Annotated in this window: 18 protein-coding genes; all 18 read right to left on the bottom strand. The window is 38.2% G+C overall.

Translation table 11 applies throughout. From position 1 onward, the window contains the following. Positions 1–20: 20 nt before the first annotated feature. Positions 21–449: a hypothetical protein gene (locus DQQ01_RS07555; protein WP_111919517.1), complete on the bottom strand. Its 429-nt coding sequence runs from the start codon at positions 447–449 to the stop codon at positions 21–23. Beyond that, the gene (locus DQQ01_RS07550) at positions 439–927 is read right to left on the bottom strand and encodes a hypothetical protein (protein ID WP_111919516.1); all 489 of its coding nucleotides are present in this window, start codon (positions 925–927) and stop codon (positions 439–441) included. Before DQQ01_RS07550 ends, DQQ01_RS07555 begins: the two co-directional genes overlap by 11 nt. A gap of 1 nt (position 928) precedes the next feature. After that, positions 929–2,815, bottom strand: a complete 1,887-nt coding sequence (locus DQQ01_RS07545; RefSeq protein WP_207657642.1) for an RHS repeat domain-containing protein — start codon at positions 2,813–2,815, stop codon at positions 929–931. After that, a complete protein-coding gene (locus tag DQQ01_RS07540; protein WP_111919514.1) occupies positions 2,745–4,274 on the bottom strand; it encodes an RHS repeat domain-containing protein in 1,530 nt (509 codons plus the stop codon). Before DQQ01_RS07540 ends, DQQ01_RS07545 begins: the two co-directional genes overlap by 71 nt. Then, entirely contained in the window at positions 4,262–5,071 is an 810-nt protein-coding gene (locus DQQ01_RS07535; protein WP_111919513.1) for an RHS repeat protein, read from the bottom strand. Before DQQ01_RS07535 ends, DQQ01_RS07540 begins: the two co-directional genes overlap by 13 nt. A 22-nt stretch (positions 5,072–5,093) precedes the next feature. Then, a complete protein-coding gene (locus tag DQQ01_RS07530; protein WP_111919512.1) occupies positions 5,094–5,726 on the bottom strand; it encodes a DUF6531 domain-containing protein in 633 nt (210 codons plus the stop codon). After that, positions 5,662–6,072 carry a hypothetical protein gene (locus DQQ01_RS07525; protein ID WP_111919511.1) on the bottom strand — a complete coding sequence of 137 codons (411 nt, stop codon included), beginning with the start codon at positions 6,070–6,072 and terminating at the stop codon, positions 5,662–5,664. The genes DQQ01_RS07530 and DQQ01_RS07525 overlap by 65 nt, the downstream gene beginning before the upstream one ends. Positions 6,073–6,090: 18 nt before the next feature. Then, positions 6,091–6,387, bottom strand: coding sequence for a hypothetical protein (locus DQQ01_RS07520; protein WP_071144088.1), 297 nt, complete (start codon positions 6,385–6,387; stop codon positions 6,091–6,093). Between the two features lie 11 nt (positions 6,388–6,398). Next, the gene (locus DQQ01_RS07515; protein ID WP_071144089.1) at positions 6,399–6,686 is read right to left on the bottom strand and encodes a hypothetical protein; all 288 of its coding nucleotides are present in this window, start codon (positions 6,684–6,686) and stop codon (positions 6,399–6,401) included. Positions 6,687–6,698: 12 nt separating this feature from the next. Further along, the gene (locus DQQ01_RS07510) at positions 6,699–7,094 is read right to left on the bottom strand and encodes a hypothetical protein (protein ID WP_111919510.1); all 396 of its coding nucleotides are present in this window, start codon (positions 7,092–7,094) and stop codon (positions 6,699–6,701) included. A 30-nt stretch (positions 7,095–7,124) separates the two neighbouring features. Then, complete coding sequence (locus tag DQQ01_RS07505; protein WP_162624267.1) at positions 7,125–8,369, bottom strand: type VII secretion protein EssB/YukC; 1,245 nt, start codon at positions 8,367–8,369, stop codon at positions 7,125–7,127. Between the two features lie 16 nt (positions 8,370–8,385). Continuing rightward, positions 8,386–8,640 (bottom strand): hypothetical protein, encoded by a 255-nt coding sequence (locus tag DQQ01_RS07500; protein ID WP_071144092.1) that lies wholly within the window; start codon positions 8,638–8,640, stop codon positions 8,386–8,388. Beyond that, positions 8,612–9,034, bottom strand: a complete 423-nt coding sequence (locus DQQ01_RS07495; RefSeq protein ID WP_162624266.1) for a hypothetical protein — start codon at positions 9,032–9,034, stop codon at positions 8,612–8,614. Before DQQ01_RS07495 ends, DQQ01_RS07500 begins: the two co-directional genes overlap by 29 nt. Positions 9,035–9,106: 72 nt before the next feature. After that, positions 9,107–9,385: a WXG100 family type VII secretion target gene (locus DQQ01_RS07490; protein ID WP_071144094.1), complete on the bottom strand. Its 279-nt coding sequence runs from the start codon at positions 9,383–9,385 to the stop codon at positions 9,107–9,109. Positions 9,386–10,054: 669 nt separating this feature from the next. After that, the gene (locus DQQ01_RS07480; protein ID WP_111919506.1) at positions 10,055–12,322 is read right to left on the bottom strand and encodes a YhgE/Pip domain-containing protein; all 2,268 of its coding nucleotides are present in this window, start codon (positions 12,320–12,322) and stop codon (positions 10,055–10,057) included. 458 nt (positions 12,323–12,780) lie between these two features. Further along, positions 12,781–13,026, bottom strand: a complete 246-nt coding sequence (locus DQQ01_RS07475) for a type II toxin-antitoxin system RnlB family antitoxin (RefSeq protein ID WP_111919505.1) — start codon at positions 13,024–13,026, stop codon at positions 12,781–12,783. Positions 13,027–13,053: 27 nt separating this feature from the next. Continuing rightward, on the bottom strand, positions 13,054–13,590 hold the full coding sequence (locus tag DQQ01_RS07470) for a hypothetical protein (protein ID WP_242980691.1): 537 nt from the start codon (positions 13,588–13,590) through the stop codon (positions 13,054–13,056). Between the two features lie 14 nt (positions 13,591–13,604). Beyond that, complete coding sequence (locus tag DQQ01_RS16450) at positions 13,605–14,288, bottom strand: type II toxin-antitoxin system RnlA family toxin (protein WP_242980690.1); 684 nt, start codon at positions 14,286–14,288, stop codon at positions 13,605–13,607.

Below are 14,288 nucleotides of genomic sequence, written 5' to 3'. Positions count from 1 at the left end.
TAAATTTAAATTCTGTACTCCTAATTTTTACATTTTTCCAACCAATCTAATAACTTATCATAATTAACATACCATCGATTAATAATAATTTTTTTATGTATGTTTCTAAATATTAATTTCACTTTATTCTCAGAAATAATACTATACTCGACATCTCTTCTTTCAAAAAAATGTTCTTTATACCAAATCCCTTCTGATGTCACCCTAATCATTTTCTTTCTTAAACGCATCCAAAGAACAAACAAAAATATTGAACATCCTAATATAAAAGTAGTATACATCAAATTTTCAATATCTTTATCTGCCATAAAAATAGGAATACCAAGAGCAGCCAATATGCCCATAGGTATAAGAAAAAAATTAGCAATTCTTATCATTTTCATATAAGAATCATTCACAAAAATATTAATCTCTTGTGAATTTAATATGTTTTTTTTATTACTTTTCATAACTTTTTATCACAACTCCTGTCTTAGAATGTGGTAAGAATTTTACTTTTATAAAATCATCTTTACAAATACCATTTTCCCAATATAATTCTAGCTCATGTAAATGATTACTCTTTTTTTCTTGTACAACAACACTATAACATTCCAATTTATTTGAAGATTTTACATTATCCCCTTTTATGACAATACCTTCAAGTACTTCCACTTTTCCTGTTACCACAAGTGGTATATCTATTAATGCACTTAGACCAAAGCTACAACTTACAAAAACCATACTCACTATTACTATTAAATTGATTAAAAAATTAACGGTTTTTTTTCGTTTCCTAAGTACTTCTTTTAAACGACATTGTATCATTATTTCTGGATTAAATCGAATCCACCCTTTTCTTATATATCGCACTAATAGATATCCTACAAATATATAAATAAGCAAAACCTTTCCATAAAATATTAGTAGAAACAAATTCCAGTTCATCTTAATCTCCCTCCATGCACTGTTCTGTATAGTCATTGATTATATCGCCAATTTCTTGTGTAAGCATACTATATATCGCTTGTGGTGTTTTATATGCCATATATGACAAAATTATTCTTCGTAATGCCTGTTCTCCTCTAGCACCTAATTTTCCTAAATTATCAAATCCATTTTTATTTAGATTACGAAGTAATTTAGCCAAAGATGTCCCTTTTAATTTACTTCCTATTTTCCCACCTACACTTCCAAAAAACCAGCCAGATGCTATGCCTACTGTTGTATTTGCTAGAATTTCTTCCCTAGGTTTCCCTTTGAGTATAGATGATGTCATAGAAGCAGTTCCGCCTGCAAGCATTCCTGTGCCTGCTACACTAAGACCTTTACCTGGAATTAAGACATTAGTAACTCCTGCCAAGGCACCACCCACTCCATCTCCTACATAATCCTGCCACGATGAATCTTGACCCAATATAATATCAGTAGTTGCCCTTATTGACACGCCTGCCGCTGCCCCCGTTGTTGCACTCATAACAAGTGTTGCTCCCAATGTACCTACCCCACCAGTCGCAATAGTGACAGCTGCTACAGCTGCTGCAGATCCTGCAAGAATAGCCACTTGTTTCCAAGGAACTGCTTTTACACATTCAACAACTGTTTTCGTTGTTTTTTCAATTGCCGTTCCAATGCCGTTTACTACTTTATTAATACCTCTTCCAATATCACTCCAGCTCGGCAATGCACCATCTAAGTCTACCAATACCATTGGTGCATTATAACAGTAACTGTAACGGTTCATACTAAATGGCATATCCATAAAACCGGCAATCAAATCCTGTCCTGCGAACCTTCCGTTTTCCGCCAGATATTCCCTTGCCTGGGCATAATAGGTTCCCGCTGTCTCATCTCTCTGGTATCCCGTATAGCCAAACGGCTGTATCTTCCCCTGGTTCTGATACAGGTCTTCCCCGAAGGCTCCGTATCCATAACTCTCTTTGAGAATTCCGGCACTGTCTTCAATCCGAAGCGGACTTCCCAGTTCGTCCTGAAGGTAATAGTTCCGTTCCCCATTTTCTTCATACGCTGCCACGTTCCCGTCCCAGAAGTATCTCTGGTTTCGGTTTTCCTCTGTCCGCTCCAGGAGGTTATAATACTGTCTGGTCAGGTCCAGGGTATAGGTGATCTGCTGGCTGTTTCCGATTTCCATGCCAATCCTGCTTTGCGGATCCAGTTTCTCCAGCTTCTCTTTTGGAAGGACACCTTCCTGCTTTCCTACCCGGTGTCCCAGTCCGTTGTACTGATACCTTGCCTGTTTTCCTGCCGCATCCACCGCTTCTTCCAGACGGTTGATTGCACCATAGACATACTGTTTTTTCCATGCCCCATTTTCTTGGATGCCGGTTAGGTTTCCTCTCTTATCGTAGCTATATGCTTTTAAGAGCTCTCCATGTTTTTCGCTTACCATCTGGTTGATGACATTGTACTGGTAGGAAGTCCTTTCCCCGCTTTCTTCTTTCCATGTCCGGTTTCCAAAGGCATCATACCCATACCGGGTCTGCATCTGCCCGTCCTTTTGGATTTCTGCCAGCCTGCCCAGTGCATCATAACCATAGCGGTAGTGTCCGCTCTCACGCTCCAGCCCTCTTCTCTCTTTTGTAATGCCACTCTTGTTTCCCAAAAGGTCATACAGATAAGTATAACGGTCAATGACTCCTTCTTGGTCTTGATGTACCAGTTCTGTCAGCTGGTCTTTTCTGTCATAAGCATAGGTGGTCTTTGTTCCATTCGGGAACTGTTTTTCACACAGCCTTCCCAGAGGGTCATAGCCATAGTTGATGATGCTGTCCCCTTCTTTTAATTCTGAAAGACGGAGCTTGTTCATCATAACCATAGAAGACCGTCTTGCCATCCGGATAGGTCATGCTTCTTCTTTCTCCTGCTTTTCCATAGGTATAGGATACTTCCCTTCCGTCTGGGTACTGCACCTTTTGTGCTCTTCCCAGTGCATCCGGAGTGATCTTTGTATTTCCTAACCAGTCCTGTACCTCCATGAGCTGACGGAGTGGGTTGTAGGACAGTTTTACTTCCCTTCCGTCAGCATATTGGATACCGGATAAGTCTCCCTGCTTTGTATAAGCATACTTTGTCAGGTAGCCTTCTTTATCCAGCTTGCTAAGGAGCTGTCCTTTCTTATCATAAGTATAAACTTCCCTCTGCTTCAAGGCATCCATGGTTTCTGTGACCTGTCCCCGCAGATCCCTGGTATAACGGGTGACCTGGCACAGCCGGTTTCTTCCATTCTGTTTCTCTGCTTCCAGAAAGTCTGTATCCATACCGGATCCTTCTGTATCTTCCTTCAGGCTTCCCTCTGCACCATACTGGCGGATCTCGATGAGCCGGTCACAGGCATCATACTGGTATTCCGTTTCATTTCCAAGGGCATCCGTTACTTTTGCAAGCTGCCCGCTTAAGGTATAGGCATACCGGGTGGTGTTTCCCTCCCCGTCTGTCATGGAAGTCACATTTCCAAGGGCATCATAAGTATAGGATTTCTTCTCCCCTTCACTTCCTGTGATCTCCGTGATCCGGTCCATGCTGTCATATCCATAACGCAGCACAAACCCGGTGGCAAGGGTATGGGTTTCCAGGTTTCCGTTGGCATCATAGGTAAAGGCTTCTTCTGTACCATCTGAGTATTGGATTTTTTCTAATAGTCCGCCTTTTTGATACTGGTAACAAGTAGTACGCCCTGCCTCATCGGTGATGCTCTCCACATCGCCTAACGGGGTATAAGTATAATGTCTGCTCTCCCCAAGGGCGTTGGTTTCTTTCACCAGGTTCCCGTTTCCATCGTATTCCATGGATACGGTATTCCCCAGGGCATCTTCTGCCTCTATGAGATTTCCTTCCCCATCATACCGGTAGGCATAATGGAGTCCTTCTTCCCCGTTTACTTCCACCACTCTTCCAAGGGCATCATAAACAAACGTGGTCTTCGCCCCGTTTTCATCTTCTTCCCCGGTCCGGTTCCCGTTTGCATCGTAGGTATAGCGTACCACTGCCCCGTCTGCATATTTGATCCGGGATAACAGGTTTTCTTCATTATAAAGATAGGTAGTCCTTGCACCGTCCGGTGCTGTCACCCTTGCAAGGTTCCACATGCTGTCATAAGTCAGGAGGGTTTCCCTTCCTTCTTTATCAATGATCTTGCTTGGGCGGTTTAAGACATTGTATTCCCTTTGGATGCTCGCCCCGTCAAAGTCTGTCACCTTCGTTACTTTTCCACTTGCATTGTATTCATAGCTTTGGCAGTTTCCCTCCGCATTTTCCACACAGGTCACATTTCCCATCGCATCATACGCATACTTGTGACATTCCCTTTTCCATCGGTACTTTCCACCATCCGGTTCAGGGTATCATACCCATACCGGGTCATATTTCCCTGTGCATCTTCGATCGCTGTGATGTTTCCCTTTGCATCATAGGAAAGTGTGATCCGGCTTTTGTCTGCCTGCAGGATGGTCTGCGGCCACCCTGCTTCCGTATAGGTGATCTCCACTTCATTTCCAAGGGCATCCCTGGTTTTTACAAGCCTTCCCTGTGCGTCGTATTCCCCGCACAGTTTATCTTTTCCATTTATCTTGATCCCGGTTGGCTGGTTCTTTTCCCCATACCGGATCTCTGTCTTATTCCCAAGGGCATCGATCACACGCACCAGATTTCCAGCCGGGTCATAGGCGTACTGGGTCTTATTTCCAAGCCGGTCCACATACAGAGTTTTCTGGTTATTCTGGTTATAGGCAAAACGTTCCTCCCCGTTGCTGTGGATATGCTTCACATCCCGGTACTTGTCATCATGCACATAGATCACCCGGCTGCCATTCCGTTCCGTAAGTTCTACACTCTTCTTCTCTTCATCATATACATAAGACATCTGTGTCCCATCCGGGAACTTCTGTAAGGTGGTACGGTATTCCTCGTCAAAGAAGTTTTCCACCGTCACGATCCCCCTTGGGTTCTCCACATGCTCCAGTTTCCCCTGCGGGGTATAGCCGTAGCGGAAGGTGTTCCCATCCGGAAGCGTTACCTCTTTCAACAGTCCGCCCTGGTACTTGTAGGACAGGCTCCTTCCCGTATGGTCTTCCACACGCTCCAGCTTTCCTTCTGCATCATAAGAAAAAGGAAAAGAATTCCCCCGTATCCTTTTGTACTTTTACCAGACGGAAAGGTGCTTCCGTTTCATAAGTAAATGTTACCCGGCTGCCCAAAAGGGTCTCCGTTTCCAGACACATTCCTTCCCTGTCAAAGCGGTAGACTTTTTGTTCCCTGGTACGGTATGCATATCCTTCCTCTGCTTTTTCTAAAACACCTTCACTGGCAAACAAAGAAAGATAGCGGTCCTTCTCCCAGAAAAAACGTTCCTCTTTCCCGTCTTCCCTGAGAAGCACCGCTTCCCCGTCTGTAAACTCCAGATGTACTTCATAATTATGGTTCCAGTCCCTTCCAAGCACACCCTCCCGGCCGTTGATGGCATTGTAAAAGCGGCGGAACACAAACGGCTCCCTTCCGCCAACCTCCAGATCAGTCCGGTCATAGATAAAGTTTCCGGTGCTTAGGTTTACCGGGTCTTTGGAAAAAGCATGGCAGATGGCTTCCGCTCCTTTAATGTTCGCCATCAGTTTCTCCACTACCTTTTCTGCATTTTCCGTTACCTTGTTCCATCTTGCCTGTACTTCCTCAAAGGCTTTTTTGAAGGCGGAATAATCGGTTGTAAGCGGAGTATGGATCAAAAACTGCTCCATTTCCTCCAAAAGTGTCTGCAGGTTTTTCGTGACCCCCCATAAGCTCCCTGGTCTGGGCAGCATAGTCCGTATCGGCTGCCGGGATCAGCTCACAGGCTCTTACGCGGCAGTTTTCCAGCTTGGTCAGTGCGTCCTCGATTTTCTCTGTTTTTAAGGCACTGCGAAGTTCAGAAACACTGTAAACCGCCCCATAATGACGTACTTCGCCAGGCACTTCTGCAAGTGCCTCATCTGCCTGCTCTGCATAAGTTTTCATGTTTGAAATATGGGTTTTGCACCCGTTTAACAATGTTTTCAGTTCATTGCACAGCGTTGTGATCTCGCTTACCTGGAACACTCGTTTCATTCTATTCCACCTCTCTTTTTATTTATTTCCCATCTGACTAGCTCCTGTGGAATCCAGTTCTGTAAATTCAGAAGCAGCAAAACGGATACTGTTCGAAAATTTTGTCAAAGTATTACACAGCGCAATCGCTAAGTTATTTTCTGTTTCTAATTGTTCACGCAATGCATCCACTTCTTCGCCAGATGCATCGGATAATAAATCTATAAGTGATGAATATGCATCATTTACGTCCTCTTGTATATTTTCAATACCTTTTATTGTTGCACCCACAATGGATATAACACTATCCGAATTTACATGAATGTTGTTTGTCATTGTTTTCCCTCCTAACAACATGTATCCAAATCTGCAACCGCGGATTTAAAACTGGAAATAATGTCTGTATGTGCAGAATAGATTTCTTCCATAGATGATTTGGCATCATTTAATTCATCACACAAAAGTTGTACTTTAGGAGAGATAGAGTCCGTATAAAATTCGCCATCTCTTCTACTCAAATCTTGGAGTTGTTTTACAACATTTCCGACTAATTCAATTATACTTTTATGCTTTGCTATTAAATTCTCTTCTAATGAAGTAAAGTCCTCATCATTTATTGCAATTTTATTAGCCATCTCTCTACCTCCTTATATCAAACTTCTTTTATAGTCAATACTATTATTAAGGAAAGAAATTTTTTCATTTATTTTATCAATTTGTGTACCTAATTCTGTTACCAACTCCGCTGCTTTCTCAATGCCCTTATCATTTTCCTCTTTCGCATCGTCTATGTATGTTTCTAATTTGTTCGCCATCTCGCCTTCAAAAACATCCGGCTGCTTTATTTCTTTTTGCGCAAATTTTCCAACGGTTTCCTGCCAACTGGTAACCTCTGTATTACAATTAGCTTTTGCATTCTGTACTTTTTCTTTTGCGACCTCATATTCTTTTAGTTCTACTTCTAAATCTTGAATCTCTTTTTTGAGTCCGGCAATTCTGCGTTCTTCATCTCTTTTTTTCCTATCATCTGAAAGACTTCCCATACTTTTTCCTCCTGTAACATCTAGAACACACTACTGTGCAGTATCTGTGGTATCCTGTGTCTGCTGTTCTTCTATGGAAGTATCCTCCTGCACATTTTTATTAATATTCTCTACATTTTCTTCCTCTTGAGGCTCATATTTATCGCCAAGTTTTTCTATCTGCCCCTCTAATTCATCCAACCTCTGTTTCTTCTCTGAACCATCTATCTGTGTATTATTCTCTAAATCGTCTGCCTCTTTCATATATGCATAAATTAGTAATTTATCATCAGACAGCGATAGGGCAATTTCTTCCGCTTTTTTTGTTTCCAGCCTTCCTATCCGTATCCAATACTCTAAAATCTTCGAATTGCTACTTATCGACAGGTTATCAATAATATTTCTCATTTCATCCTGACGAAAGCTTTCCATATTGGCGTAAGAATATGCTAAAATATAAAGTGTATTCTTTTCCATTTCAGATGGTTCCACATTTCGTAAGCTATCCACGCAAGTTCTGTAATCTTTTTGAATAAAAGCCTCATTTGCTGCAAGCAATTGTTTCTGCTCGGGAACAGTTTTAATAGAAAGATATGTTGCATATCCACCACCAAGCAAGGTTCCGATCAATGTAATAATGGCTACAATTCTCCATATTGAATACGTAGATTTCTTTACATTCTGCATCTCCCGCTTTTGTTCTAAAAAATAATCTTCTCTCACTTTTCGCAAGATATCTGCAATCTCTTCTGATGTTTCACAACGATAGATGGGTTCAAACCACTTTTCTTCTCTGCAGATTTCAATCCCACTTTCCTGGATTTGTGTGACAGAATATTTACTTCCCAAAACACCTGCAACAAAGCTTTTATAGGCATTAACAAATTGTAGATCACTTGGTTTTTCGCCACGTCCATAAATGTCTCGTTCTTTCAGATATAATAATCCATTTTCATCATAATACAGATTATCTACAGTCAGTTTCAAAACAAAATCTGTCTGTAGCTCTTTCAGCAAGCAAAAGTTAATCAATACTTGATATTTTTTCTCTCGTGATTCTACTTTTACATCTTGAAAAGGACTCATTCTTTCTATATCATAATAAAAATATAAATCTTCTCTGTCCTCTTCATATTTACAAGGCAGAAGCCCCCTTCGATCCACACAAAGTTTTTTATAATCATAACTATCTTTTGCATGCATCGAAGACTTTTTAATTTCTTCCTTCAAATAGGTAGCCTTCTGCTGCGTCTCTTCACCTTTGGTCCCTGTTTTTTCATCCTTCTTTTTTCCCATCTTCATCAGTCCCTCTCTATTCTTTTTCTCTTTGTGAAATCACCACTATATCGCCTGTATAAATATGAGATTCTTCATAGGTGGATTCTAACTTCAAGTGCCGACTTGTCCGTTCAGACTGTACCGCCGGATTGGTTCCGATTCCATTCATGAACTCCGGGAGATTTTCGCTCATTACTTTCAATGTGGTTGCAATTTTTTGCCGATTATCCAGAGAAACATCATAAGATTTTCCATCTTGTTCATTTTTGATAGTTATGGTAATTTTCATTCCGTTTTCTCCTATATCTTTCTATTAAAAAGAGAACTGTTCCTGCCAGTATCGCTCCTAAGATTCCATAGGCTATATTTATATATGGATTACTGGTTGCCTTATTCTCATTATATTCTGCTTTAATTACTGCGGTTGTTTCAGCCTGTATGACTCTTTTGAATGCAGTATCTGTCATTTCCTTTTCTGGATTATTTAAAACATTGGAAAAAATCTCATCTTCTTTTTCTTGCTGTTTTTCTTGGTATCTTTTCTCATGTTCCATAAATTCCAATGTGTACATATGAATGCCAAAACGGTCACATAACGATGTGCTTATGTTTTCGTTTTTTTGCAATATTTCTGTATCTAAATTTAACCCTGGTTGGGACTGCATATTTTCCTGTCCTTCCATATGCATTTTCCTCCCTTCCTTTTAGAAAAGCCGCCATTTTTGGCGGCTTCCTCTTTTACTCTATTACTGATGTTACATTTGTCCAGCCATATCACTATCTGCCTGTGCAAAATTATCAGAAATTTTCTGCATCTGAATGGCCATATCTTCAATCATCTGTCTAACATTTCTAAGTCCCGGTTCTGCTTCTTGGAACTGTTCCACATAACGTTTACTTGTATCTGCTTCCCAAACATCTGGAAGTCCTTCGATCACTTGACGCATTCTGTCAATACATTCTTCAAAAATTGCTCCCTGATCCTGCAAAGTTTTTGAGCCAGCTGCTAATGCTTCATAATCCACACGTAACATATTTTTTTCCTCCTTTGAAAGTAATGAAAAACTATAAAGTTCAAAGAACTTTATGCCTTCAGGTCTAATGCGATTTTCGCAAGTATTTTTTTCTATATTTTACACTTTTTTCCTCTATTTGACAATATATTTTTAAAGATTTTTTGTGCAAATCAACTATTTTTTTGATATATTCAGCTCTTATTTCGTATCTTTTTCTTATGATTCCAAAAAACAACAGAATTTTACGTTCTTTTCCAATATATATAAAGGGCGCTACAAAATAGATAAACGAATCAAACATATTGGAAATGCCGAACAGTTCCGATACATCTCCAAACTTGAATATAGCTTATTCGTATCATAGCTTTCTCTAATGTACTGTAAATAGATATTTCCCCTTTGTTTATATATGTTGCGGAAACATTTTCGTCTTTATAACGTGTGATGAAACTAATTGATCATGTTTCAAAAATCCAGCTAGAACATACTGATTTACTGGAAAAAGTGGGTTCCCTGCAAATCAGAAAAGTATTAACCGATATCGCCTAACAAAAGAAAAGCAAGGAAAATGGCTCTATATATAAAGTAACCATCTTCCTTGCCTTTCCTGTTTGTACACTGCATAGCCAGGATCTGTTCTTGTGGCTGTTTCCTATTGCGTACTACAATCAACCTGTTTTTACATATTTATAAATGATCCTCTTGGGAATCACTATGTTTTTTTCTTAAAACTATATAGACTCCCACGCAAAGCAAAATAAGTACAATTGGAATCGCAATTACCATTACAGAAATATTTTTTTGTTCTGGTTTTTCCTTCTCCATCTTGCTCTCTGGTATATTATTGTTTACCTCTTCTGTTTCAATAGGATCATTTTTGACAACCGTTAAATCATTTACAGCCAACGGCTCTGACATAAACCGGTATGCCAAAATATTTTCCTGTGTTCCAAGTCTAGAATATGGCAGTATACCACCAATATCGTTTAGCATTCTTTTATTATCTTCATAACTTGTCTGTATTGAATTTTTTGCATTTGCAAGATTAGTCTCCAATTTTTCATTAGATGCTTTTTCCCCAGCTTCAATACTTTCTGCTTGTTTCTTTGTGTTTTCTTCAGATGTTGTGTAAACTTTTTCTACATAATCTTCATACTGTTTATTCTGAGTTTCTATTTTCTCTTGAATAGTATTTTGATTTTTACCTAAAGATTGTTGCAACCCCTGAATTATCTCGTTTTCTAAGTATTGACTTGGTGAATAATCATTAATTGATTTTTCCAAAGCACCTTGTGCAATAAGCATACTGCTATAGGCATTATCAAATGTACTTAATGATTCACGAACAGACGCATCCTTTTCGACCAACCGGTCTCTAGAGTTATTTATCTCTTGCATTCTTTTGTCTGTATATTTTTTAGAAGTACTTAATATACCATTAACATCATCCATGATTGTAGTCTGCTCTAAGTTTGGAAATTGAAGTGTGTCCCAATCAGGTTTTTCAATTCCTGCAGTATATCCAATTGCACGGAATGTAATTGGATTTAACGATACTGTTTCAGCAGGTGGAATCGGCTCTTCTTCTGGTAAATTAATCGAACTATCTACCATCACGTTCAATTCTTCGTCGCTTTTTGCAGGATATGTATCAGGGTCCAAAGCACTCAATTTTTTATACATATCAATCCAGGAGCCCTTATAATCAAGAAAACTTTCACTTAGCAGAAGACTATCATAATATTCTCGTAGCTTCTGGTTTGCATATGCAATTTTTGCCGCTTCTTGTCCCTGTAAAAAAGCATCCACATTTTGTTTGCTATAAACCTGGTATTCCGTCCAAGCAACTTTTCCTTCTTCTTCAGTCCATTCACGTACAATGGACTCTCTTAACTTCTCTTTTATCTCGTCATAAGAAGTTTGAATTTTGCCATTTTTCTCATCTGCCACAGACTGTTTTCCCTTTAGTTCATCGAAATCTTTCTTTAGTGCACTTATCTTTTCGATTTCATTCAAATTCTTTTGAATACTGTCAACATGACCTGAAACTTCAGTTTTTTCGGCTTCCGTATCATCCTCATATTTCGGGATTTCCATTTCCTGTCCATGCATTGTTAACATTTTTTCGTATTCTGCATTCACACCATCATCATTCTTTAGACTTGCTGTTAAACCATTAGACTGTGTCTTGATGGTATTGTTAAATTGTTCTTCTCCCTTTGACCAAGAATCTTGATAGGTTTTATCAATTTCAGCAAGAAGTTTATCTTCTTCCTCATAATGTGGAATAAGATCTAAGATTTCAATTTTTTTATCTACAGATGCTAGTTCTGGTAATTGAATTGCTTCTGTCAAATCATCTCCACTTACCTCCCCTAGAGCTTTTAAATCTCGAATATCATTCTCTTTAATTATGCCTGCAGCATCTTGTACTTTGTGCACTTCACTTAAAACGGAAGAAAGATATAATTCACTAATACCATTATTTAAGGTTGTAAAAGTATTTCCAACTGAATAAATAGCTTTTGCCTGAGCCTCTTGCGTGAGATTTTGAGCAATTGCATATTCTAAAACTGCTTTTTGTGGTGTTGTATTGATAGACTCAACAGATGCTGAAAATGTTCCAGGTAAAATCATGTATGCACTATATTTTCCATTTTCTAATCCTTGTTTTGCATCTTCAATACCTGTTATTTCATATGGGAGAGTTAATGTCCCTAGCAAAGACTGACTGTAACTTACCACTTTGTCCTCTTTTTGAATTCCTTCGTCAGCATTAACAATCGCAATTAAATTTGTATCGTATAATTTTTCTTTTACAGGTTTATCTTCTTTTACCACAGCAACAGGTTTTATATCATCAGAATTTGTTTGACTCCCTGCATAATAGCCTCCGCCCAAACAACATCCAAGAATCAGTATTCCTATTCCTGCTTTAACAATCTTATTTTTCACATGGGCTCCTCCTTCATTTGTTTTTCCAAGAAAAAATTTGTTCTATTTTTCTTAACTTATATACACCCTTACTCAATCAGAGCGCTAAAGTATCTTTCGTTATATTGTACACCGTCAATATGATATATGCAATATTTTTTGTGAAAAATCCCTTTTTTTCATCCACTTTTTTACTCAAGATATTATAGAATACAGATCACTTTTTGATAACTTTTATAGCAGGAAAAAATATCCTTAATTTTTCCAATAAAAAAGCACTACCGACTCAGCGATAATGCCTTCTTATAAGTTCATCAAATTTTCTACTATTATGTTATCATAATTCCGTATTAGGTATTTAGATTACACAACCACATTCAATTAATCTTTGCTGTCTGCCTGTTAAGCCTGTAAAATGAAGAAGTTCTATATCTTTACGCAAAAACTCACAAGCGTACTCTCTTAATTTACTCTTCTTTTCAATAAACAGTAAATTTGAATTTTCCATTTTCAAAAGAATTCCCATTAAAAAAGCCCTGAATAAACCGTTCTTCCGTATTCCCACTGTGTAATAGTTCATCAATCGTAACATACCCCAAATACTGTATATTACGAAGTGCTTCCTCCATTTCACTAAGAAAGTCAAAAGGAGGCTCGCTAGTTTTCATAACAATAAGTATATTATCTTCTACATTATTTAATTTAATAATCTCAAAGTTATTCATCTAACTTTCTCCTTTCTCTTTTTTACACTACTCATAATATTCATCAATAATTGCCAGTGCTCTTTTGATTTTATCATGTGCATCTTCGACACTTAATAATTTTGTAGTATCTAAAGGTCCTGTCGGATCATCCCAATGGAACAATACATGCCGGTTATTATGATAAAACGTATAAAGATTACCAATATACTTTGCTTTATCTTCAGTAGCCGTTCCATGTTGATCCATCTTTAGTTTGTATTTTGCTCCAAGCTTATCAAACATATTAAAGCCATTATCTTTAATATATTTTGCATCCGGAATAATTTCGTACTTCACCAATAAAATCTTCAAATGTGCTTCTACGACTCTCATTGCCGGATGCGCAAGGAATGTTCCATCAAACATCTTGCCATTTAATTTTAAGTTATACACTGCCTGGAGAAGCGCTTTTTCCATTTTAGATGAAAATTTGTCGAAAGAATTTGGCATATAGAATTGAAATTCTGAACAAACCTCATCTTTATCAATACTAACATTGTATGTATTATTGAATATTTTAGGAATTTCTTCGATATCTACCAACTCTGTAATATAACTTATGATTGTTGAAAAAGCAGTTGCGGTTTTCCCTGCATAACCACTGTATTGCTTTTGCTATAATGAGATACCACAACTCTATCTTTATTGCTGATCTTAAGAGATATGGATTTACCATGGGCTATGCTTTTTTCCTCTTCTGCTATCTTATCAGAACCTATCTCTTCTTTTACTAATCCAAGAACGGCAATCAAATCATCTTCTGTAATCCCTTCAACCGTAAACCAAAAATCACCACGTTTAATTTTAGGAATTCCTTTTCCTTCTGTCAATGCTGCTTTTGCCAGCTTATCAACTTCTTCATTATAAAAATCACCCGTATGAGCTTTTATTTTTGTAAATTTAATATTCAAATGTTTCTGATGTTCTTTCATAAACTCTGCATATTTTTGAGTTAATGTATTTTTTGCCTTCCATTCACCAGTTGCCCATTTCTCAATGCCTTCATAGTCATACCGTAAATCCAGACTGATATATCCATTTTTTATAGCCCATTTCACAGCATACATAGCACCAAGCATTTCGCCGGCAACATTTCGGATTGCTAATGATTCTGGATTATCACCATTTCCGGATTCTTTAATAGTCTCCCCATTTGGAGTAAGAATAATACATCCAAACGAATATTTTCCTATTTTTTCATCAAAACTGCCATCTACATATACAATTAATCCCTCTTCCAA

This window comes from Blautia argi, assembly GCF_003287895.1.
Lineage (GTDB): Bacteria > Bacillota > Clostridia > Lachnospirales > Lachnospiraceae > Blautia > Blautia argi.
The sequence above is the reverse complement of the archived record's forward strand: the minus strand, read 5'-3'. Positions and strand labels throughout refer to the sequence as shown.

Excerpts from the sequence above, each read along its gene's own strand:
- DQQ01_RS07555 (WP_111919517.1), bottom strand. The coding sequence starts at position 449 with ATGAAAAGTAATAAAAAAAACATATTAAATTCACAAGAGATTAATATT.
- DQQ01_RS07550 (WP_111919516.1), bottom strand. The coding sequence starts at position 927 with ATGAACTGGAATTTGTTTCTACTAATATTTTATGGAAAGGTTTTGCTT.
- DQQ01_RS07545 (WP_207657642.1), bottom strand. The coding sequence starts at position 2,815 with ATGGTTATGATGAACAAGCTCCGTCTTTCAGAATTAAAAGAAGGGGAC.
- DQQ01_RS07540 (WP_111919514.1), bottom strand. The coding sequence starts at position 4,274 with ATGGGAAATGTGACCTGTGTGGAAAATGCGGAGGGAAACTGCCAAAGC.
- DQQ01_RS07530 (WP_111919512.1), bottom strand. The coding sequence starts at position 5,726 with ATGGAGCAGTTTTTGATCCATACTCCGCTTACAACCGATTATTCCGCC.
- DQQ01_RS07525 (WP_111919511.1), bottom strand. The coding sequence starts at position 6,072 with ATGAAACGAGTGTTCCAGGTAAGCGAGATCACAACGCTGTGCAATGAA.
- DQQ01_RS07520 (WP_071144088.1), bottom strand. The coding sequence starts at position 6,387 with ATGACAAACAACATTCATGTAAATTCGGATAGTGTTATATCCATTGTG.
- DQQ01_RS07515 (WP_071144089.1), bottom strand. The coding sequence starts at position 6,686 with ATGGCTAATAAAATTGCAATAAATGATGAGGACTTTACTTCATTAGAA.
- DQQ01_RS07510 (WP_111919510.1), bottom strand. The coding sequence starts at position 7,094 with ATGGGAAGTCTTTCAGATGATAGGAAAAAAAGAGATGAAGAACGCAGA.
- DQQ01_RS07505 (WP_162624267.1), bottom strand. The coding sequence starts at position 8,369 with ATGGGAAAAAAGAAGGATGAAAAAACAGGGACCAAAGGTGAAGAGACG.
- DQQ01_RS07500 (WP_071144092.1), bottom strand. The coding sequence starts at position 8,640 with ATGAAAATTACCATAACTATCAAAAATGAACAAGATGGAAAATCTTAT.
- DQQ01_RS07495 (WP_162624266.1), bottom strand. The coding sequence starts at position 9,034 with ATGGAAGGACAGGAAAATATGCAGTCCCAACCAGGGTTAAATTTAGAT.
- DQQ01_RS07490 (WP_071144094.1), bottom strand. The coding sequence starts at position 9,385 with ATGTTACGTGTGGATTATGAAGCATTAGCAGCTGGCTCAAAAACTTTG.
- DQQ01_RS07475 (WP_111919505.1), bottom strand. The coding sequence starts at position 13,026 with ATGAATAACTTTGAGATTATTAAATTAAATAATGTAGAAGATAATATA.